This is a genomic window from Bradyrhizobium sp. STM 3843, from assembly GCF_000239815.1.
Taxonomy (GTDB): Bacteria; Pseudomonadota; Alphaproteobacteria; order Rhizobiales; family Xanthobacteraceae; genus Bradyrhizobium.
In genome coordinates this window covers 24,599-42,089 of record NZ_CAFK01000055.1, presented here as the reverse complement: position 1 = coordinate 42,089, position 17,491 = coordinate 24,599, and the positions used below count along the sequence as shown (strand labels likewise).

The 17,491-nt window shown below is 60.6% G+C and carries 27 protein-coding genes and 1 tRNA gene; 9 read left to right on the top strand and 19 right to left on the bottom strand.

Translation table 11 applies throughout. The features are described 5' to 3' along the window. The first annotated feature begins 103 nt into the window (after positions 1-103). Both BRAS3843_RS08210 and BRAS3843_RS39480 read left to right on the top strand, forming a co-directional pair. Positions 104-358, top strand: coding sequence for a PilZ domain-containing protein (locus BRAS3843_RS08210; RefSeq protein WP_035981116.1), 255 nt, complete (start codon positions 104-106; stop codon positions 356-358). A gap of 51 nt (positions 359-409) precedes the next feature. Continuing rightward, the gene (locus tag BRAS3843_RS39480) at positions 410-673 is read left to right on the top strand and encodes a porin (RefSeq protein WP_008968354.1); all 264 of its coding nucleotides are present in this window, start codon (positions 410-412) and stop codon (positions 671-673) included. Between the two features lie 26 nt (positions 674-699). On the opposite strand, the gene BRAS3843_RS08205 is transcribed toward BRAS3843_RS39480, so the two are convergent. Next, positions 700-1,341: a glutathione S-transferase family protein gene (locus tag BRAS3843_RS08205; RefSeq protein WP_008968353.1), complete on the bottom strand. Its 642-nt coding sequence runs from the start codon at positions 1,339-1,341 to the stop codon at positions 700-702. A gap of 283 nt (positions 1,342-1,624) precedes the next feature. Beyond that, a complete protein-coding gene (locus BRAS3843_RS08200; protein WP_008968352.1) occupies positions 1,625-2,077 on the bottom strand; it encodes a VOC family protein in 453 nt (150 codons plus the stop codon). A gap of 688 nt (positions 2,078-2,765) precedes the next feature. Here BRAS3843_RS08200 and BRAS3843_RS08195 point away from each other — a divergent pair. Together BRAS3843_RS08195 and BRAS3843_RS08190 are read left to right on the top strand one after the other, a co-directional pair. Then, complete coding sequence (locus BRAS3843_RS08195; protein ID WP_008968350.1) at positions 2,766-3,068, top strand: HU family DNA-binding protein; 303 nt, start codon at positions 2,766-2,768, stop codon at positions 3,066-3,068. 989 nt (positions 3,069-4,057) lie between these two features. Continuing rightward, a complete protein-coding gene (locus BRAS3843_RS08190; protein WP_008968349.1) occupies positions 4,058-4,342 on the top strand; it encodes a hypothetical protein in 285 nt (94 codons plus the stop codon). 62 nt (positions 4,343-4,404) lie between these two features. Here the strand turns inward: BRAS3843_RS08190 and BRAS3843_RS41390 are convergent, their stop codons facing one another. Beyond that, positions 4,405-4,566, bottom strand: coding sequence for a hypothetical protein (locus BRAS3843_RS41390; RefSeq protein ID WP_175361094.1), 162 nt, complete (start codon positions 4,564-4,566; stop codon positions 4,405-4,407). Between the two features lie 375 nt (positions 4,567-4,941). On the opposite strand from BRAS3843_RS41390, the gene BRAS3843_RS08185 reads away from it, so the two are divergent. The 3 genes from BRAS3843_RS08185 (at position 4,942) to BRAS3843_RS08175 (ending at position 6,787) form a co-directional block, all read left to right on the top strand. Beyond that, positions 4,942-5,703 carry a Sir2 family NAD-dependent protein deacetylase gene (locus tag BRAS3843_RS08185; protein ID WP_008968348.1) on the top strand — a complete coding sequence of 254 codons (762 nt, stop codon included), beginning with the start codon at positions 4,942-4,944 and terminating at the stop codon, positions 5,701-5,703. 199 nt (positions 5,704-5,902) lie between these two features. Beyond that, complete coding sequence (locus BRAS3843_RS08180; RefSeq protein WP_008968347.1) at positions 5,903-6,556, top strand: cold-shock protein; 654 nt, start codon at positions 5,903-5,905, stop codon at positions 6,554-6,556. A gap of 154 nt (positions 6,557-6,710) precedes the next feature. After that, a tRNA-Pro gene (locus BRAS3843_RS08175) sits at positions 6,711-6,787 on the top strand. 64 nt (positions 6,788-6,851) lie between these two features. On the opposite strand, the gene BRAS3843_RS08170 is transcribed toward BRAS3843_RS08175, so the two are convergent. From BRAS3843_RS08170 to BRAS3843_RS08110, 14 genes are all read right to left on the bottom strand, one after another. Beyond that, a complete protein-coding gene (locus BRAS3843_RS08170; RefSeq protein ID WP_008968346.1) occupies positions 6,852-8,141 on the bottom strand; it encodes a putative Phage integrase in 1,290 nt (429 codons plus the stop codon). A 276-nt stretch (positions 8,142-8,417) separates the two neighbouring features. Next, positions 8,418-8,597 carry a hypothetical protein gene (locus BRAS3843_RS08165; RefSeq protein ID WP_008968345.1) on the bottom strand — a complete coding sequence of 60 codons (180 nt, stop codon included), beginning with the start codon at positions 8,595-8,597 and terminating at the stop codon, positions 8,418-8,420. Then, entirely contained in the window at positions 8,594-9,139 is a 546-nt protein-coding gene (locus tag BRAS3843_RS08160; RefSeq protein ID WP_035981115.1) for an NYN domain-containing protein, read from the bottom strand. The genes BRAS3843_RS08165 and BRAS3843_RS08160 overlap by 4 nt, the downstream gene beginning before the upstream one ends. Beyond that, positions 9,129-9,593, bottom strand: coding sequence for a hypothetical protein (locus BRAS3843_RS38830; protein ID WP_008968343.1), 465 nt, complete (start codon positions 9,591-9,593; stop codon positions 9,129-9,131). Before BRAS3843_RS38830 ends, BRAS3843_RS08160 begins: the two co-directional genes overlap by 11 nt. A 28-nt stretch (positions 9,594-9,621) precedes the next feature. After that, positions 9,622-10,731 carry an AAA family ATPase gene (locus tag BRAS3843_RS08150; protein WP_008968342.1) on the bottom strand — a complete coding sequence of 370 codons (1,110 nt, stop codon included), beginning with the start codon at positions 10,729-10,731 and terminating at the stop codon, positions 9,622-9,624. Beyond that, positions 10,728-11,459, bottom strand: a complete 732-nt coding sequence (locus BRAS3843_RS08145; RefSeq protein WP_008968341.1) for a hypothetical protein — start codon at positions 11,457-11,459, stop codon at positions 10,728-10,730. Before BRAS3843_RS08145 ends, BRAS3843_RS08150 begins: the two co-directional genes overlap by 4 nt. Position 11,460: 1 nt before the next feature. After that, a complete protein-coding gene (locus tag BRAS3843_RS08140) occupies positions 11,461-11,853 on the bottom strand; it encodes a hypothetical protein (RefSeq protein WP_008968340.1) in 393 nt (130 codons plus the stop codon). Between the two features lie 101 nt (positions 11,854-11,954). Further along, positions 11,955-13,271 carry a phage recombination protein Bet gene (bet, locus tag BRAS3843_RS08135; RefSeq protein ID WP_083841341.1) on the bottom strand — a complete coding sequence of 439 codons (1,317 nt, stop codon included), beginning with the start codon at positions 13,269-13,271 and terminating at the stop codon, positions 11,955-11,957. 9 nt (positions 13,272-13,280) lie between these two features. Next, positions 13,281-13,931: a siphovirus Gp157 family protein gene (locus BRAS3843_RS08130; protein ID WP_008968338.1), complete on the bottom strand. Its 651-nt coding sequence runs from the start codon at positions 13,929-13,931 to the stop codon at positions 13,281-13,283. Positions 13,932-13,934: 3 nt separating this feature from the next. Beyond that, complete coding sequence (locus BRAS3843_RS08125) at positions 13,935-14,207, bottom strand: hypothetical protein (protein WP_008968337.1); 273 nt, start codon at positions 14,205-14,207, stop codon at positions 13,935-13,937. A 14-nt stretch (positions 14,208-14,221) separates the two neighbouring features. Further along, complete coding sequence (locus tag BRAS3843_RS41385; RefSeq protein WP_008968336.1) at positions 14,222-14,374, bottom strand: hypothetical protein; 153 nt, start codon at positions 14,372-14,374, stop codon at positions 14,222-14,224. After that, positions 14,374-14,757, bottom strand: a complete 384-nt coding sequence (locus tag BRAS3843_RS08120) for a hypothetical protein (RefSeq protein WP_008968335.1) — start codon at positions 14,755-14,757, stop codon at positions 14,374-14,376. The genes BRAS3843_RS41385 and BRAS3843_RS08120 overlap by 1 nt, the downstream gene beginning before the upstream one ends. A 123-nt stretch (positions 14,758-14,880) precedes the next feature. Further along, the gene (locus BRAS3843_RS08115) at positions 14,881-15,276 is read right to left on the bottom strand and encodes a hypothetical protein (RefSeq protein ID WP_035981113.1); all 396 of its coding nucleotides are present in this window, start codon (positions 15,274-15,276) and stop codon (positions 14,881-14,883) included. A 332-nt stretch (positions 15,277-15,608) separates the two neighbouring features. After that, positions 15,609-15,941, bottom strand: a complete 333-nt coding sequence (locus tag BRAS3843_RS08110) for a helix-turn-helix transcriptional regulator (RefSeq protein ID WP_008968332.1) — start codon at positions 15,939-15,941, stop codon at positions 15,609-15,611. A gap of 86 nt (positions 15,942-16,027) precedes the next feature. Between BRAS3843_RS08110 and BRAS3843_RS08105 the strand changes: the two genes are divergently transcribed. Continuing rightward, a complete protein-coding gene (locus BRAS3843_RS08105; protein WP_008968331.1) occupies positions 16,028-16,261 on the top strand; it encodes a helix-turn-helix transcriptional regulator in 234 nt (77 codons plus the stop codon). Between the two features lie 82 nt (positions 16,262-16,343). Here BRAS3843_RS08105 and BRAS3843_RS08100 read toward each other — a convergent pair whose 3' ends face one another. Both BRAS3843_RS08100 and BRAS3843_RS40610 read right to left on the bottom strand, forming a co-directional pair. Continuing rightward, complete coding sequence (locus BRAS3843_RS08100; RefSeq protein WP_008968329.1) at positions 16,344-16,646, bottom strand: hypothetical protein; 303 nt, start codon at positions 16,644-16,646, stop codon at positions 16,344-16,346. A 69-nt stretch (positions 16,647-16,715) separates the two neighbouring features. Further along, on the bottom strand, positions 16,716-16,943 hold the full coding sequence (locus BRAS3843_RS40610; protein WP_139024773.1) for a hypothetical protein: 228 nt from the start codon (positions 16,941-16,943) through the stop codon (positions 16,716-16,718). A 170-nt stretch (positions 16,944-17,113) separates the two neighbouring features. Between BRAS3843_RS40610 and BRAS3843_RS08095 the strand changes: the two genes are divergently transcribed. Continuing rightward, positions 17,114-17,413, top strand: coding sequence for a hypothetical protein (locus BRAS3843_RS08095; RefSeq protein WP_008968327.1), 300 nt, complete (start codon positions 17,114-17,116; stop codon positions 17,411-17,413). The last annotated feature ends 78 nt before the right edge of the window (positions 17,414-17,491 follow it).

Below are 17,491 nucleotides of genomic sequence, written 5' to 3'. Positions count from 1 at the left end.
CTGGCTTAACGACCTTTCCTGAGTGATATCAACTCGATCTTAGGAGCTCCTGCGATAGGGATCGCGCGAAGGAGATCGATGCGAAATGCCTGCTCCCAAAAGAATGCCTGCGCCCAAGAAACGCGAAGCGCGGAAATCGATGAAGCAACCGGCGTGGGTCACGCTGGACGGCGGCTTCGCCGTGCGCCACTGCCTGGTGCAAAACATCTCGAGCGCCGGCGCCAGGATTACGCTCGATGACGCGGTTGCCTTGCCTGCCACGATCCGGCTGGCATTCGCGCGCGACGCGCGCACCGGTCGGCTTTGCCAGGTGGTGTGGCGGCGTGGAACCTCGGCCGGGGTCAAGTTCATCGGCTGAACGTCAGGAGTGGGCTGGCGAATAGCCGCCGATGCGACTAAGACGTCGCGCATGTCCAAGCTGTTCTTCCTCGGCGCGGTGCTCTGCCTGTCATGGGCGACGGCGGCACTTGCGCAATCGCCCGGGCCATCTCTGCTCAGGCCCGACAATCCGACGGCGAACACGACCATTGCAAAGCCGGCTCCACGCACCCGCACGAGGGCCAATCCGTGTGCCGCCTATGGCCCAAGCTTCGCGCGTGTTCCGGGAACCGATACCTGCGTGAAGGTCGGAGGTGCCGTGAGCGTCGAGGCGGGGAGTTCACTCCGCCGCTGATGATCGCGACTGCGGCGTGACGCACTCTACGAAAGTGGCGGTGCGACGTAGCGGATGAAGGCCGGCCTGCCGGCGAGGGTCTGGTACCAGCGCGCCAGGTGCGGCAGGTCGGGCTTCTCGACGCCCTCGACGCCAAACCAGCGCCGCGCGAAGGCGCCGAGCGCGATATCGGCAAGGGTGAAGGTCTCGGCCTCGATGTAGCGCCGGGTCGCGAGATGCGCATCGAGGATCCGCCATAGCGCTCCGGCTTCGTCTGCGCATCTCTGCAAGGCGACCATGTCGCGCGCTTCGGGCGGCGTGCGGATCAAACCCCAGAACAGAGGCCGCTCGATCGGCTGCACCGTCGAGAGCGTCCAGTCGAGCCATTGCTCGACGCCGGCGCGCTGTCGCGGCTCCTTGGGGTAGATCGGCGTCTCAGAGCCATAGGCCAGGCAAAGGTAGCGCATGATCGCATTTGATTCCCACAATACGAAATCGCCGTCGACCAAGGTGGGAATCCGCCCGTTCGGGTTCATCGCGAGATAGTCGGTGTCACCGTTGCGGCCGAACTGCATGCCGGCATCAATGCGGTCATAATCCACGCCGAGCTCGGCTGCGCACCACAGCACCTTCTGCACGTTCACCGAATTAGGGCGGCCCCAGATCGTCAGCCGGTTCGCGTTTGACACGTGGCTCTCCTGCTTCAGCGTTGTTGAAGCCTTGAATAGCCGGTGCGTGCTGCACATGCAAAAAGCCCCGCCGGCGGGGCGGGGCTTTTCGCGGCACGTATCGATATCGGGATCAGTGGCCGAAGAAGAGCCACAACAGAATGATCACCGGAATCGGCACGCCCAACAGCCACAACAGAAGTCCTCGGCCCATGTCCGCCTCCTCGCATTCCTCTCCATTCAATCGGAGGGACAACGCAGTGGCGGCGGTGATGTTCCGGCTTCAAGGAGGTTCTCGGGCGAACTACCAGTGGCCGGTGTTCGGCATCGACAGCCACGGCTCCTGCGGCGGCTTCGGCTCGCCCTTCTGCAACAGCTCGATTGAATGCAGATCCGGCGAGCGGACGAACGCCATGTTGCCGTCGCGGGGCGGACGGTTGATGGTGATACCGAGCTTCATCAGCTGCTGGCAGGTGGCGTAGATGTCGTCGACCTCGTAGGCGAGGTGGCCGAAGAAGCGGTCCTCGCCATAGGTCTCTTCATCCCAATTGTAAGTGAGCTCGACCAGCGGCGCACCGCGCGTCGGCGGCAGGCTCTTCAGCAGATGTTCATCTTCCGGCGCGCACAGGAAGACCAGCGTGAAGCGGCCCTTGTCGTTCTCGATCCGCCGGACCTCCTTCAGCCCGAGCGCATCGGAATAGAATTTGAGCGCGACATCGAGATTGCGCACGCGCAGCATGGTGTGGAGATAGCGCATTGTTCTTGTCTCCTTGACGAAAGCTGGTGCTCGACGGGGACTGTCGGCCGCGCCGTCCATAGCAGCAAAAGGTAATGTCAGGCAGTGGGTCCGACTGGGCTTTAAATAGGCTCGCGCGGATTTGTTCATCTGTCCCGCGTCAGATTTGGCCGCGGTGCCGGACGTTCGCGTGCAGCTGCAACACGGCCGGACGAATCTCCTTACGGGCTAGAAGTACCGGCTGGAAGCCGCCGTCGCGAGCTTGGACGGGGCCGGATCTCGCGCCGCCGCGGCACGCGTCCATGTGTCGCAAAGGCCTATTTTGGCAGTGATTCGCGCATCGGCCGTGGTGCCGGCAGCGTCCGTTCCAGGTCATTTCGCCGCAATTGCGTGAGGAAAGTGTCGCTGAAATCACGCGCAACAGCCGAAAATGCCTTAAAACATAGGGAAAAATGAAACACAGGGCGCGATATGTGAGCATCCATCCTTGACTTCTGCGCGCGCCGTTGGAATTTTGGCGGCGCTGTGGGTGCTTCGGGGCCCTTAAAAACCAGGAGATTCCCGAAAGAACGCGGGGTCATACCACCAGACGACTGAAAGTCCCGGCTGCGCAATGCAGCCAGAAAGCCCCGACCGATCCGCGCTGAAATGCGTGCGAGAGCCGCGCAGTCGTCTAAATCTTTCGTCGGTACCACTCAAAGGAGATACGATGGCTACCCAACTTTCCAAGTCGCAGTTGATCGAGAAGATTGCGACCACGACTGAGCTGTCCAAGCGCGACGTCAAGAACGTCATGGAGACGCTCACCGATGTCGGCCACAAGGAGCTGAAGAAGACCGGAGTGTTCCTGGTCCCCGGCTTTGCGAAGTTCGTGGTGATCAAGAAGCCCGCCACGAAGGCGCGGAAGGGCACCAATCCCTTCACCGGCGAGGAGATGATGTTCAAGGCCAAGCCGGCACGCAAGATCGTGCGGGCGCGCCCCGTCAAGGCTGCCAAGGACGCGGTGGCCTGAGATCGACGGTCCGGCGCCAACATTCGCATTCCATTGGCGGATGTTGGCGTCCAACGGGTCGAGCGATCTTGCTGATGCGGGCGGAGCTTCGGATCTGGCGTTCGCATCTCGATCTTCCGGCAGGAAGGTCGCAAACGTCAAATCCGCTCCGTGAGAGGCCTCCTGCAAAGGGGGCCTTTTACTTTTTGCCGGGTCGTAGTGAACGCGCGCCGGCTTGCTGCTGTGTTCGGACGGATCGGGAAATTAGAATGGACCGATGTCGCGAGCCGTCACGGCGCATCGAGCACGCCAAGCCGTGCTGCGGGTGGCGAAAACGACAGCAGCGCCACAACGGCGGAATATGCTCGCCGCGTGACGCTGCCTCGAAGACTGGGCCCTGAAATCCCCAGCATCCGTAAGTCCCCATGCCCGGCAAAAGGTTCAAAGGAATTTCGCCAAGCGGGAGAGCGGGAGCACCCGCGACCTTTCGCGCCATGTTGGCTGAGGTGGCTTCCCAAGGAGCCGAGTCGCGCCGGAACATCGGGGGTGATCGAGGTTGGCCTGGCGCGTATTGGGGATAAGCTATGGTATTTTGCGCAGCAAGCTCCGGGTCGGACGGAAGATTCGAGTCATCGGGCGGCTGTGGATTTGCTGCGGATAAGTCGGTGGACAGCCTGGGGAGCGAAGCACGGTGAGCAACCGCGCGGTCAGCGCGGTCAGACGGGTTGCACGCGGCGCGTCGAAGGTCCGCCCGATCATCCTTCGTCCCGGCGAACTTCCTCTGAGGCGCCATCGGCGCCTTGCGGCCAATGCCGGGAGGCGATCACGACGAAGCCTCCATAGCCGATGATATTCAACACCAGTTCCAACCATGACGGCATTTGGGCACCTCGCATCCAACCAGAACGATCGAATGGCCCGCTCGTTCCGCCGCGGCAGTTCGCGCAGTTCCCGCAACCAAAAGCAGGGCGTTCGCGTTGATGGCGCGGGTTCAAGTGGAGGACATGTACATGAGGAAAACACTTGCAGTCTTGGCGACCGTCGGCGCCGTGGCCGCGACGCCGCTTGCCACGTCGGCACCGGCTGAAGCCCATGGCATCGGGCCGGGCTTGGCATTCGGTCTTGCGGCCGGCGCGCTGACAGCCGGCGCGATCGCGGCATCGCATCCGCACTATTATGGGCCGGACTATGGCTACGACTATGGGCCGCGCTACGCTTATGGCCCCGGTCCGTACGCCTATTACGGCGGCGGCCCCTACTACTACCGCCATCACTATTGGCGCCACCACTGGTAACGGCAAGGCCCGGAAGCGCAGCTTCCGGGCCTTCTGCATTTGGGACTGGCTGCCGCCCCACGCTATTCTGCGCGCTCGTTCTTCCCGGCTTTCGCCCAGGTCACGGTCGCATATTGCTCGCGCTCACGGGCGAATCGCTCCTGCGTCGCCTTGAACCTGGCGACCCGCGCCGTGATCTCCTCGCGCTCCCGCACAAGGCGCTCGTGCTTTTCATTTTTTGTCATGGGTCATCTCCAAATCCGCGAATCGCATGCGCGGATGAGCGGTCGTGATTGGGGCACGAGTGCGGACACGGTCCGCGCACTGAAATGTTGCTCACTGATTTCGCCCACCGGGGGCGGGTGCGAGCGCCGGAAATGCACCGTATTTCACGCCGAGCTCGCAACCGGATTTCGGCTTCGAGAGCTGGCCGCGCCGTTGATGAAGGAAAGGGCAGGGTCGATTCTTGTGAGGCTCGTCACTTCTCGCTCGCGATGAGGCTCAGGGCTCCGTCCCCGAAGCTGCATGACAGGGCTCCGCAGACCGCGGTCGGCGGGAAGGCTGCAACGTGTGGGGCCGTGCTATGATTGCTACGGCCTTTGTCGTTTGGAATGCCGTCCATGATTGCAACGGATCTCCAGAGCGGTGTCGCCGTGCTCGGCGACATGATCGCGGCTGCCAGCGTTATCGTGCCCTTTACCGGGGCGGGAATCTCGACGGAATGTGGCATTCCAGACTTCCGCTCGCCGGGCGGGCTATGGACCCGCAACCGACCGATTCCGTTCGATGAGTTCGTGATGAGCCAGGATGCCCGTGACGAGGCCTGGCGGCGTCGTTTCGCCATGGAGGCGGTGTTCGCGCAAGCCAAGCCGGGGCGCGGCCACCGCGCGCTTGCCTCGCTCTACCGGGCCGGCAAGATTCCCGCGCTCATCACCCAGAACATCGACAATCTGCACCAGGCCTCCGGCTTTGCCGCCGATCACGTTGTCGAGCTGCACGGCAATACAACTTATGCGCGATGCATCGGATGTCGGCAAGAATATGACCTGGCTTGGGTCAAACAGCATTTCGAGGCCGGAAAGGCCGCGCCGGATTGTCCAGCCTGTGGCGATCCGGTGAAGACGGCGACCGTCTCGTTCGGCGAAGCGATGCCGGAGGAGGCGATGCAGCGCGCCACCGAGCTCGCGCAGCATTGCGATCTGTTGCTCGCGATCGGCTCCTCGCTCGTGGTGTGGCCCGCTGCCGGCTTTCCGTTGATGGCCAAGAACGCAGGTGCGAAGCTTGTGATCATCAATCGGGAACCTACCGAACAAGACGACGTTGCCGATCTCGTCATTCGTCACGACATCGGAGAAACCCTGTCGCCCTTCGTCCGCAACTGAACCGAAACTGATTCGCGCCTGCGCAAGGCTGTTCATAGGTTCTAACCACTCCGATTTTTATCTATGCGCGAGGCAAGGGAATGTTATCTTTTGATTCGAGAGATTCGCGTGAATCATCGTGAGTAGTGGTGATGAGCGCGCGTCATGGGGGCGCCGTTGCAGGGGTGGCGGCTCACAATCATATGTGAGGTCCGGGGTTATGGGGTCGGACGGATTTGAGTCCAAGAAGCTCGGGGTACCGGTGCCTGGTGGATCAGCACCAAGCCGGCTCGGGGGAGAGTTTCCAGGCGGTACCACACGCGATTCGGCGATCGATGCGTTGTCAGGTCTCGGCGAGAATCTTGTCGAAATTAGCGGCGTGATCAAATGGTTCGACGCGTCGAAGGGATACGGGTTCATCGTTCCCGACAATGGATGGCCGGACGTGCTGTTGCACGTCACGGTGCTTAGGCGCGACGGCTATCAGACGGCGTATGAGGGGGCTCGGCTGGTCTGCGAGTGTGTGCAGCGCGCCAAGGGCTATCAGGCCTTCCGCATCGTCTCGATGGACGAGTCGACCGCGATCCATCCAGCACAGATGCTGCCACCGCGAACGCATGTCACGGTCACGCCGACCAGCGGGCTGGAGCGTGCGCAGGTGAAATGGTTCAACCGGTTGCGCGGTTTCGGCTTCGTCACTTGCGGCGAAGGTACCCCGGACATCTTCGTTCATATGGAAACGCTGCGCCGCTTCGGGATGACCGAGTTGCGTCCCGGTCAGTATGTACTCGTCCGCTATGGGCCGGGCTCCAAGGGCATGATGGCGGCGGAGATCCATCCGGAGACGGGATCGCCCGCGCTGTCCTCGCACTGATCCTGCGGGCATGGTGCGAAATGACGCAGTTGTGAACTGCTGATACCGTCTCCTTCAGGTTGAGCCGCAGCCGGCGGCCCCTGCCGAACCCGCCGGTCCGTATCGCCTTGCTGCGGACGCCGGGAGCGTGTAGGACGTCGGGCCATCAAGGCATCGGGGTATAGCGCAGCCTGGTAGCGCGGCAGTTTTGGGTACTGCAGGTCGTTGGTTCGAATCCAGCTGCCCCGACCAGTTAAGCATTTGAGTTCCTTTAGGTTTTCAGCTTGTGTTCTGACGGTGTTCTGACGTTCGGTTCTTACGCCGTTCCGTCGCCTTCGCCAGCGCCGCGCGCGAGCTTGCGAACCTCTGCGACGGCGGCAATCTTCTTTGTCCGTCGGCGGATGTAGCGCAGCGACATTTCCTTCTTGGTATGAGTAAGGTTGGCCTGGATGCCCTCGAGATTGGCTCCAGCTTCCTCCGCCTCGGTTGCGCCGCCGGCGCGCGCATCCATGCTTTGGACCTCGACAGGTATACCGGCGGCTGTCGCAATCTGTCTCCACCACTTGGCATAGGACCGGTACCGAATCGGCAACCCATGTTCGCCCTTCACGATCGCGCCGTGACGCTGATCCATCGGGACCATTTCGAGCAATGGGAAAAGCAGGTCATAGAGTGTGAGGTCGAATTCGGCCGGCGACCGATACTTCGATTTTGAGGTTCGGGTGCGCCAGCGCCAGCCGGGAACACTTTCCCAGGTGAAAAAACCAGACCAGGTCTCATCATCGAGATGGACGATGGAGATCCCCGCCGGGAATCGCGCGGTGGCGTTGCGCGGCGCCCAGTCGCCAATGATGTCCTTCTGACGAAGCATCAATTCGAATTGCGATGCAGTGCCAATAGCCATGTAGAGCGCGCGATCTTGCGGCATGACGCCTTTTTCGGCGAGATCGAAGGCGGTTCGAATGAAGGCGCGCACGTGCTGGTAGGTGAGTTCTTGTTCTCTCGCGCCTTCGCGCTCGAATTGCACGTTCGCAAGCTCCTCGGCGAGCAATTTGCAGTCGGGATGACGAAGTGCCGCCATAAAGCGAAGAACCATCCGCACCATCGCCACTGCATTGTGAGCGCGAGCGACCCGCTCCGGTCCGATCGTCTGGTTGCCTGCCTCGTCGACGTAGACCACACCCTTTCGCCATTGCTGGTACCAGTTTTTTACGTCCAGCACGGTGACGTTCCGGATCAGGCGCTGACCGACGCTTTCGACGATGACAGTAAGGTCAGCCAGATAGCCGCGGCGTGTGTTGTGCTTGACACTATTGAACGTAGAGAGCGGATGCTCTTGGTATATCTGGCAGGCCGTCCGCATCGTGCCGTCATATCGCGTCCGTGTCAGCGACGGTTCTTCCTTGCTGACCGTTTCGATCCAGGCTTGAAGCCTTGCAGTATGTTGCTGACAGATTTCGGCGAGCTGCACTTCTTCAGCGTCCTCGGGCAATGGAATGCACAGATCCGGAAAGCCGAGCGGGTTTCGAGTCACCTGACGCGCTATCCAATAGGGCTTGCCGGTTTTGTTTCGCTTGAGACCGGGGTAGTCGCCGCGGGGGGGCATCGAAGTTCTCCGGGCCGTCTTCTGCTAAGGGAGCGGTGGCATGGTCATTGAGCCGGTTGTCTTTGTCCAGCCAAGCGCAGACTTTCGGCCAATATCTTCCGCCCCAAAACTCGCTGAATTTCGGGAAACCCTGGAGTTCTGCCACGCGGAGCTTTGCCCGAAACCGGTCCCAGCCCATGTGTGGGCTGATGAGCTGATGCAGTTCCCGATCCGAGACGAAAAGTCCGTGATCCGACTTAGACTTAGCGGTCTTATTTGAAGTCGGGTCACTGCTGCTCATCGGTCGATCTCGCATTCCGGGCAGGCGTGAATCCAATCCCGTCCGATCTTCTGCGCCTTCCATTGCTTGCGCTGCATGATCGCGCGCGCATCGTCGAAATCGGGCGTCCCCGTCTCGAGGACGTCCTCGCAGCTGTCGCACTGCCAGATGATCTGGCCGGCCTGCCGGTCGATCATGCGGCACCCCGCGCCGCGCGCTCCGCCGGATCGCGACCGATCGTCGATTTAAGCTCGACCAGGTCGGTGAAGACATCCGCCTGCCGGCGCAGCTCGTCCGCAATCATCGCCGGCTGCGTCTTTATGGTCGATACTACCGTGACGCGCACTCCGCGCCGCTGGACCGCTTCGACGAGCGACCGGAAGTCGCCATCGCCGGAAAACAGGATGATCTGGTCAACGTGCTCGGCGAGCTCCATGGCGTCAACCGCAAGCTCAACGTCCATGTTGCCTTTGATCTTGCGGCGGCCGGCCGCGTCGGTGAATTCTTTCGCCGGCTTGGTCACTACCGAATAGCCGTTGTAATCGAGCCAATCGATCAACGGCCGAACGGTGTTGAATTCCTGTTCTTCAAGGGTTGCCGTGTAGTAGAGCACGCGCACCAGATTGCCGCGGCCTGCAAGGTCGGAAAGAAGCCGCTTGTAATCGATATCGAAGGCGAGCGCGCGCGTGGTCGAATATAGGTTGGCGCCGTCGATAAACACGGCAATTCTATTCTGCATCGAATTGGTCCTTACGGTTTTGGAACGTGCTGCGGCTTCTGAGCGGGCGGTGATCGCGGGAAAACCCTCGGGATGGGATTCTCGACCGCTCCCGCGGGGGCGCATCGATGTCGGGGTCTTTCTTCGCCAGCATGCGCAGCCGGAAGGCCTCGGCCTCGGCGCTCACGCGTCTGATTTTCGCGATCGTATGCTTGTCGCTGCCGTAGCTGGTTGCGCCGTTGCCGTTCGTCTTGAGGCCGTGATCCGGCTTCGTCCGGATGACGATAAAGTCCGGATCTAGCTGGGGTGGAATGAAGTCCCGTTTTTGTTCGTCCCAGTCCCGCAAGCCGAGCGCGGGATCGTGGTCGAAATCGACGCGCTGGCCTTTGACGAAGCCGAGCATCCGGAGCGCGACCGCGAGCTTTACGCGGAGCGGGATATCCTTGCGAACGTCCTTCACAAGCGGGCGCGTCATCGGCGGCGCTCCCGGCGGCCGGCCGGTCTCATGCAACCACCGTCAGCGTCTTCGCTGCCCTGGTGACGGCCGTATACAGATGCCGCTGGCGATCTTCGCGGAACACCGCGCTTTCATCGATCAGGACAACATTGTCCCACTGCGATCCCTGCGACTTGTGGACCGTCAGCGCGTACCCAAACGTGAATTGCTGGAATTTCTTGATCTCATCCCATGTGAGTTCACTTTCGCGACCCTCAAAGAAATAGGGGTGGACCTTGATCTCGGTCGACCGGCGCACGTCGCCGGCATCTTCGGGCCCGACCACCATTCGCACAGCCGCGCCGTTCTTCTTGCGCACCTTTTCGACCGTCCAGGTGCCGCCGTTGAACAGGCTCCTTGCGCGGTCATTCTTCAGACACACCAGGCGCTCGCCCTTGATCGGCGTCGGGCTGGCGATCTTCTTCAATTCGCGGTGCCGGCGGTTGCATTTGTGCCGGGTGTCGTTCTTGCCGACCAGGATCATGTCAGCGTTCAGAGCGACTTGCGGATCTAGACTGCCCTTCGGAATGACCTTGCACTGCCCGAAGTCTCCATATTCCAGCCGCTTGCCCTCGCGGATATCCATCGACAGCCGAACAATTGGGTTGTCCTGCGCCTGCCGGTGCACCTCGGTCAGCATGAAATCGGGCTTGTGGTTCGTGAAGAAGCCCGCATCTTGGACGGGCGGCAGCTGCGCGGGATCGCCGAGCACCAGGATCTTTGTGCCGAAGCTCAACAGGTCATGCGCCAGCTCGGCGCCGACCATCGAGCATTCGTCGACGATGACGAGCTTCGCGTCCTTAACGGCGCTCTCCTCATTCAGAATGAATTTCGGAATGTCCGTGCCGTCATCGTCGAGTTCATAAATAAGGCTATGGATAGTCGACGCCTTCCGGCAGCCTTTCTGCCGCATGACAAGCGCGGCCTTACCCGTGAAGGCGCCATAGAGCACCTTGCCGTCGCCATCGTCCTCGATGAGGTCGGCGACCTCGCGCGAAATGGTGGTTTTGCTGGTTCCCGCGTAGCCGAACAGGCGGAATATCTGCGGTGAAGTCGGATCAATGAACCATTTCCGGACGGCAATCAGGGCCTGTTCTTGCTGCGGCGACCAGGTCATTTCGCGCCGCCTCCCTTGATCGCTGCCGTCATTTGCTCGGGCAGGGCGCGGCCGCGCGTATCGTCTTTCTCGACATCCGCCCATTTGTGCGAACTTTCCCGCATGAACCGTCGATCGAGGCGCTGATCCTCCTGGCGGATGAGCTCCGCATCCTCTGGCTTCCGCGTGGAGCCATAGAGGTTATTGGCCGGGTCCCATTGGTGGCCGGTGATCGCCTCGACCAGGCGGACAAGATCGCCCACCGTTCTCAGGTGGCGAATATGGATGAAGCGGCAATAGCGCCCGGAAGCATCGGAGCGAAACCAGCAAAACCACTTGCCGACGTCACCGGCATCGTCGCTCTTGCTGTTCTTCCACCAGCATGGCGCCAGTTCGATGCCGATGTCTTCAAAGCTCGTAAACGAATGGCGCTCGCGGCTGGCATCACCGAGCCACAGGAGCCAATGCTTATCGGGCTGGCGCTCGAGCTGATGCCATTTGAAGCCGGCCGATTTGAGCCAGTCCTCGGTTATTGGGCTGGGGTCGAGTTGTTGCGGAGGCCGGCTCTGAACGGGTCGAGCAACGTAGTCGCGCCCGTTGCACCATCCCTCGACGTATTCCCGGGCTTGCGCCATCTTTTGCCGGTGCATCTCGTCATTGTCATAGGTCCAGCCGCGAAGCTCGACGCCGTCGAGCGAAACGGTGATCGAGTCTTTGTCGTCGTCGCTTACGCGCGGATTGGCGGTCATGTCAGAAATCATCCCCGTAAAATGACTGAGCGTGAAAGTCGGCGTCGTCCCGGCGCTGCTGGAGAAGATCGTCCGGATCAGGGCCGCGCTTGGCGTGCGCGCATGCCTCGAAATAGCCGTCGCCATGGAGCCATTCACGTGCCCAGGTCTGGACAAGGTCCTCTGTCGGATCGATGCTCCCGCCATTGATGAGGCGCGCGCTGATCAGGTCGATCTCATCCGGATCAGCTGGCTCGCCGGGACTGGAAAAGCTCGGCCTGGTCGCCGGGCTGCCGCGGAGAAAGGAATATTCAATCTCGATGACGGGATAATCGGTTTCATACTCGCCGTCGGCCAGTCCGGGAAACGAAAACCGGACTTCGATCTCGGCTATGATGGTGTGGGTGCTGCTCATTTTTCAATGCCTCCGCCCGCGGCGCTCATGTTCCCACCACAGGAAGCGGTGAAAGCCCCACCACATCGGGTTTGCGAACGAATGCCGCAGGACAAGCGCTTTCACCGGATGTCCGCGCGTCGGTGGTCGAGCTCGGCTTGGACCTCGGAGCGCATCTGCTCCGGAAGCTTCTCTAGGTGCGCCTTTGCATCACGTTCCCAGCTGTCGAAATCCGATCGCGTGCGCAGCTGTGCGACATCGGCCAGCAGCGCCGATTTCAGTTTTGCGGCTGCGTCGCTGGAAAGGCTGGGATCGGCCGCCCCGGTGTCAGGACCCGAGTCGGTCTGTGACTCTGATCGCGGGGCGGCCGTCCCCGCAGCGCCATCATGCCCGTTAGCTTGGGACGCGGGCGTGGCGGCGCTGGAGCGCGTTTCAAGGATGGTTTTCAGCGTGAGGGCGTCATTCTTGGCGCGCCCCCAAAATTCGCGCAGGGCTTCGCGGTTGCGCACCGCGAATGACGCGACGTCTTCGGGCTTCAGATTGCGCGTGTGGGCATCGACCCGATCGAAGAACTTGCCGATTTCCACGCGCTCGAGGGTACCGGCGGCATCGAACGCGGCGAAGATGGACGGGCCGCCGATCTTCTCTATGCGGGCATCTGTCTCCGCTTTCGCGACCATTTCGGAGGGCGTCAGGTCGACGTAGTCGGCATCAATGACCTGCGACCGGTGGACTTCCTCCTCGACGTAGAGCCCAGACAGATCTTCTGGCCAGCCGCGCCGGAGCGCCGCCGCTTCGGCGCACTTCTTCAACATGACATCGGGCATCCGATGCCATCCTTCCTTTTTCGGATCGAGGATTTCTTGCACTTCCGCGCCTTGGCGCAGCCGGCGCTTCTTCTTCGGCTTGCCGCTGTCCGCCCAGACTTCACCGGTGTCGACCCATTCATAGGCGTCGTCATCCGAGCCGGACTTGATGATCGGCGCGAAGGACTCCCAAAGGGCCTCCTCGGTTACGTTCTTCCAACCGCCGTGAATGAAGCGATCGGCGCCGCCTTCGGCCCGGACAAGACCGCGCGGATTGATGAGGCTGTTTTTGGCGCCAGGATCAAAAAACGCCTTCGTTGGTCCGGGCATATAATCGCCGGATCGGTTCGCGATCGCGCGATAACCCATGATCGACGTGACGATCACCATGTTGCGCTTCTTCGCATCGTCTTTATTGAAGACGAACGCGTAAAGCTGGCCGCTCATTGGCGACAAGTTCTTTTCCCGGCAGAAGGCAACTGCCTGGTCGAATTCGTCTTCGTTGGTTTCCTTGAAGGCGGTACGCCGGGCAAGCTTGACGAGATTCTTGTCCAGCCACCAGCCGCGGGCCGAATTCACCAAAGTGCGGACGGCGGCATCAGATGCAGATGATGAAAGAGCGAGTGCACCCACGACAAACTCCTATGAAAATTTGATTTGAACAGTGGTGCCGCCGCCATCGAGCTCGGCGCCAGGAATGTTCGGAAAGGCAGCACGCACGCGTTCGCGCTGTTCTTCGGCTTGCTCGGCGCTGATCACGCCGGCCTCGACGGCGGCTCTGATCTCATCGAGCTTGCCTTGAAGGGTTTGCTCGTGCGCCTTCAGTTCGTCGGCCAAATCCTTTTTGGACAGGACAGGATCCGGCCGCTTCCAGAACCGTTCCGGGATCTCTGACTCCTCGGTGATGAGCACCTTCCGCGGCGTCGGCTTCAAGGTGATGGTCGCGACCGGACGCTCGAAACGCCTCTCCTCAAGGATTTCCAGCGCGCTCGCGAGCATGGTCCGCATCGTGTCGACGCGATCCTCGAGGCGCTTCTTGCGCGCATCCATGGTCGACTTAGCCTTGTCTAGGCCGGTGAGGTTCGCGCCGTCGATCATGATCTGCATCAGCATGGCGTCGACCGTTTCAATCAGGTTGGTCGAGCCTTCGATCATGTCTTTGAGAAGGACCGTGTCGGTTTCGCCCTCACCGCAAAGTTCGGCAAGCTGAAGCTTAAGCGCGTCGGCTGCGGCCAATTCCTTCGCCAGGTCGCGGCGCGCGTCGGGGGCGGGGCCTTTCTTCGGGGCTGGCATAAGTCAGGCTCCTTCCGCAACGCGCGCCGCATTGTGAAATTCTTCCGCAGTCAATCGCTCGCGACCGGCGGCAGTCACGCGTTCGTAATTGGCGAGAGCCGCTGCGGCTTCGCCGATCGCCTGACGCAATTGCTCCATGGGATAGGCCATCATGGACGCAGAGGAGCCCAATGCCATGTGAGTCTTGATCTCGCCGATACGCTCGATCATGTCGGCGCCTGCGCTCGCAACGCGTGACGAAAGAAAAATAAACGGATCGTGTTCACGTTTGGACATCGGAGAATCTCCGGTTAACGGTCGAGAAGGATGGCGATGCACTCTTGAGGCGACGGCGTGGTGGGCCAGACGCCGACTCTCAATTCGCCGATGATCAGAAAGACGATGATCAGGATGGTGGCCGTGTAGCGAGCGACAGCGTTCGCGAAAGCTTCAATGCGGAGCATCACGCCGCCTCCGCTTGCGTCGTGCGCCTGATCTCGAGCAGGGGGGAAACACCCCCGCCGACGGTGATCATCAGCTTGTGTGCAAGGGCTCTGCGGGCGATGCCGTAGGCGATGAAATCGCCCGGGAAGCATTCGCGCAGCAGCACGGTTGACGAGAGCGTGTTCCCGGTAGCGACGTCGATAACGTCGACTCTAATGTCCTGGCACGCATAGTACGTGTCCCCGTGACGACGGGCGCGATCGGCACCCATCAGCGCGGCGAGCGCGTAGCGTATGGCCCGCGGTGTCTTGCCGACCGCGGGCGCGATTTCCGACACGAGACGGGCTTCCGTCTCGGAAAGCAGGCTTGCAACCTGCTCAATGACGCGAAAACCTGCCGGCATCAGTTTGGTCCCCTTGCAAAGACGATCGAAGCGACGGCCGTGAGCACGACGAAACCGATGGTGACGAAGCAGGCCGAAATGATCGAGGTGTGAGCGGCGGCGAAATGCATCAGCACGCCGCCACTACTCCGCAGCCTGGCGAACCCGCGTTGCCAGATCGGTCACAAGGCGCTTACGCCGACCGTCCGAGCTGGCCGCGGCGGCATCGAACGTGCCCGCGGCGCGGTCCAGGTAGTCGGCGGCGCCGGCGATCAGGTTCTCGTCAAGGAAGTCGCGAAGACGCGCTGGGCATCCCTCGCCACCATCCGCAAGGCGGGCGTGAACCTCGCGCGCAATATCCTGCGTCACGTCGTTACAGACGTGCTCGACCGGATTGCATTCGAGGATCTGGAGCGGCGGCGCGGCGATCTCGCCGGTGGCGATGTCCACGATGACCTGTCGCAGCGAGTTGCGCGCGACATCGGTTTCGACAAACGCATGACCACGGTTCCCGTAGTCGGCCAGCACGAAATAGAACATTCGATCGGTAGTGCGTCCCATTGTGTTCCCCATCGACGATGAAATTGCCGATAGGTGTACTTTTCCATCAGAAAAGTTTTCCGTCAAGGAAAATCGTTTCCAATGGAAAAGCGTCGAACTACCTAGGAAATTTGTAAGGATCGCAGGAGCGGGCGGGACCGGTCGAGCACAAAAAAAGTCGCCACGACGGGAATCGCGGCGGCTGAATTGAGCTAGCTTGGGGGTGTCACGCGTGACAAGCGTGACTCACGCGGTTCAGCGTGACATGTCACGCCTCAGACTCAGACACAGATATATAATTTCAAATCTTTCCTGAGCTACGCGCGAACCGATCATTTGCGGCTTCGCTGATCGAGCAATTGTTGCACAACAGCAGGCGAAAAGTCCTTCAAGTCATCGAGCGCCGAAATGCTCGGGGGCTGCTTGTAAAGATCGTTCACCGACAATTTGAGCCGGTCCGAGATCTCCAGCAGCAGGCTAATCGACGGATTGACCTTCTTTCCGGAGATCAAATTCGAGATGTACGACTCGGTAACCCCGACATCGCGCGCCAAATCGGCCTGCTTGACGTTAAGGCGCGCAAGCCATTCGCCAAGATGAAGTTTCTTATACTGAGGACGGGTGGTCGCTGGCATGCGCTCATAGTTTTCGCTTGGCGCAATCATGTCCATTTTCCATCAGAAAAGATTCTTGATTGACTTTTTGCTTTTCCAATGGAAAAGATTGGCCAACGGAATGGGGCCAATCGCTCATGGATGCCTTGGAAGAGCTTGCAGCAAAAATCGACGCCGCGGGAACGCGCGCGGAATTTGCCCGCAAGGTAGGCATTGGTGAGCCATATCTGTCCAACATCTTGAGCGGCAAGAGGCCGTTTTGGCGATTGCCGATCCAGACCGGGGCGAAGATCAGCGAGGCCGCAGGAATTTCGCTTGAGCAACTGACGGCGGGCACCAATCCGGCGAAGCGGAAGAGGGGCGTCCGGTGAAGAGTCAGCAGACAGGCCCCTGTGTCTATTTCGGCCGGGCAACGAAATTGGGTGCGCCGCAGCCGGAGGCCGCGGCATGACCCTAGTGTATCAAACCGAAGACCGAGACGGCCTTGAAAATCTGGCTCGCGTCGAGCGATCCGAAGATCCGCGGCGTCGACACGATCATTGTGAGCAGCGGCATGACTTGCTCCATTGGCATCACGACACGCGTCGCGATCTCGCGATCGTATTCGCCGCCGTCCTTCGGCCTGCCAGTGTAAAAAACAAATCTCACATTGTGCCCGGTTACTTCGACCCGGCCGATTCCGTCTACATACTTGTCTTCCACGGGGTATGCCTCGACCAGAGGCGGCCCCGCTTTGTCTTCTTGTGGTTCGTTCATCCTGATTCCCAAACGCATGAAGCGCGTTCCTTTCAACGGAACCGACCCTTCTACAAGTTGCGTCAGGAGTCACGTGCCCGGCCCTGCGGTTTTCCGGTATTTGGATACTCGGTGAAAACCGTCCTTCGAACGTTGCTCGAAAGCTGCATCAACAACTTTTGTATTGCTGTTTTCCTCGTGCGGTTCCGCGCGGCAATTCGGCTGCATTTGACCGCGGAGCTTTGAAACTAACCCGGCCGCCACTGTTCCTAGAGGCGTCCAAGTGTCGTGTGTGTACGGATCTTCGTCTTCGCTCATGTCCATCACCATGGACGAGGACGCCGACCAGGAAAGAACTTGAGGAGGCCCTTTTCGGGCAAGCCAACGTGACCGCATTTGCAAGAGACATTCCCAGTGCAAGCAGAATGCTTGAAATCGCCGAGACTATTAGGTCGCGGCAAACGGGTCTCTCAGAGGGAGATGTTCGTATGAGTTTTGCGAACAAGCTCGCCGTATCGGTCAAAACGCTGCGGCTCATCCGCCAGAAAAGGCGGAAGACCGTTCCTCACTTCCTGATGGCCGGCATCCGAGCTGTGATGATCGAAGTGCTGCAAGCGGAGATCCGGTCACTACAACATGAAATCGATATCTCTAACCAGATTGGCCTTGACCATCGTGAGGATGCGTTCGCAGAGGCAGCGGCTGCGATCGAAGCTGCTCGAAAGCTACTCGAAAGAGCAACTGAGAGACGCCGAACGCAAAGTGCTGCAGGGGCGGGGGAAAGATGAGCAGGGCACAGAGCGCAGCTGATGCGACCGCGACCGCGGCGCATGGCTGCGGTCGAGCCGCAACGAAGTGATTACTTC

Bases quoted from the DNA above. Each gene is read 5' to 3' on its own strand.
- BRAS3843_RS08210 (WP_035981116.1), top strand. From the start codon at position 104: ATGCCTGCGCCCAAGAAACGCGAAGCGCGGAAATCGATGAAGCAACCG.
- BRAS3843_RS39480 (WP_008968354.1), top strand. From the start codon at position 410: ATGTCCAAGCTGTTCTTCCTCGGCGCGGTGCTCTGCCTGTCATGGGCG.
- BRAS3843_RS08200 (WP_008968352.1), bottom strand. From the start codon at position 2,077: ATGCGCTATCTCCACACCATGCTGCGCGTGCGCAATCTCGATGTCGCG.
- BRAS3843_RS08195 (WP_008968350.1), top strand. From the start codon at position 2,766: ATGGCTACCCAACTTTCCAAGTCGCAGTTGATCGAGAAGATTGCGACC.
- BRAS3843_RS08190 (WP_008968349.1), top strand. From the start codon at position 4,058: ATGAGGAAAACACTTGCAGTCTTGGCGACCGTCGGCGCCGTGGCCGCG.
- BRAS3843_RS41390 (WP_175361094.1), bottom strand. From the start codon at position 4,566: ATGACAAAAAATGAAAAGCACGAGCGCCTTGTGCGGGAGCGCGAGGAG.
- BRAS3843_RS08185 (WP_008968348.1), top strand. From the start codon at position 4,942: ATGATTGCAACGGATCTCCAGAGCGGTGTCGCCGTGCTCGGCGACATG.
- BRAS3843_RS08180 (WP_008968347.1), top strand. From the start codon at position 5,903: ATGGGGTCGGACGGATTTGAGTCCAAGAAGCTCGGGGTACCGGTGCCT.
- BRAS3843_RS08170 (WP_008968346.1), bottom strand. From the start codon at position 8,141: ATGCCCCCCCGCGGCGACTACCCCGGTCTCAAGCGAAACAAAACCGGC.
- BRAS3843_RS08165 (WP_008968345.1), bottom strand. From the start codon at position 8,597: ATGATCGACCGGCAGGCCGGCCAGATCATCTGGCAGTGCGACAGCTGC.
- BRAS3843_RS08160 (WP_035981115.1), bottom strand. From the start codon at position 9,139: ATGCAGAATAGAATTGCCGTGTTTATCGACGGCGCCAACCTATATTCG.
- BRAS3843_RS38830 (WP_008968343.1), bottom strand. From the start codon at position 9,593: ATGACGCGCCCGCTTGTGAAGGACGTTCGCAAGGATATCCCGCTCCGC.
- BRAS3843_RS08150 (WP_008968342.1), bottom strand. From the start codon at position 10,731: ATGACCTGGTCGCCGCAGCAAGAACAGGCCCTGATTGCCGTCCGGAAA.
- BRAS3843_RS08145 (WP_008968341.1), bottom strand. From the start codon at position 11,459: ATGACCGCCAATCCGCGCGTAAGCGACGACGACAAAGACTCGATCACC.
- BRAS3843_RS08140 (WP_008968340.1), bottom strand. From the start codon at position 11,853: ATGAGCAGCACCCACACCATCATAGCCGAGATCGAAGTCCGGTTTTCG.
- BRAS3843_RS08130 (WP_008968338.1), bottom strand. From the start codon at position 13,931: ATGCCAGCCCCGAAGAAAGGCCCCGCCCCCGACGCGCGCCGCGACCTG.
- BRAS3843_RS08125 (WP_008968337.1), bottom strand. From the start codon at position 14,207: ATGTCCAAACGTGAACACGATCCGTTTATTTTTCTTTCGTCACGCGTT.
- BRAS3843_RS41385 (WP_008968336.1), bottom strand. From the start codon at position 14,374: ATGCTCCGCATTGAAGCTTTCGCGAACGCTGTCGCTCGCTACACGGCC.
- BRAS3843_RS08120 (WP_008968335.1), bottom strand. From the start codon at position 14,757: ATGCCGGCAGGTTTTCGCGTCATTGAGCAGGTTGCAAGCCTGCTTTCC.
- BRAS3843_RS08115 (WP_035981113.1), bottom strand. From the start codon at position 15,276: ATGTTCTATTTCGTGCTGGCCGACTACGGGAACCGTGGTCATGCGTTT.
- BRAS3843_RS08110 (WP_008968332.1), bottom strand. From the start codon at position 15,941: ATGATTGCGCCAAGCGAAAACTATGAGCGCATGCCAGCGACCACCCGT.
- BRAS3843_RS08105 (WP_008968331.1), top strand. From the start codon at position 16,028: ATGGATGCCTTGGAAGAGCTTGCAGCAAAAATCGACGCCGCGGGAACG.
- BRAS3843_RS08100 (WP_008968329.1), bottom strand. From the start codon at position 16,646: ATGAACGAACCACAAGAAGACAAAGCGGGGCCGCCTCTGGTCGAGGCA.
- BRAS3843_RS40610 (WP_139024773.1), bottom strand. From the start codon at position 16,943: ATGAGCGAAGACGAAGATCCGTACACACACGACACTTGGACGCCTCTA.
- BRAS3843_RS08095 (WP_008968327.1), top strand. From the start codon at position 17,114: ATGAGTTTTGCGAACAAGCTCGCCGTATCGGTCAAAACGCTGCGGCTC.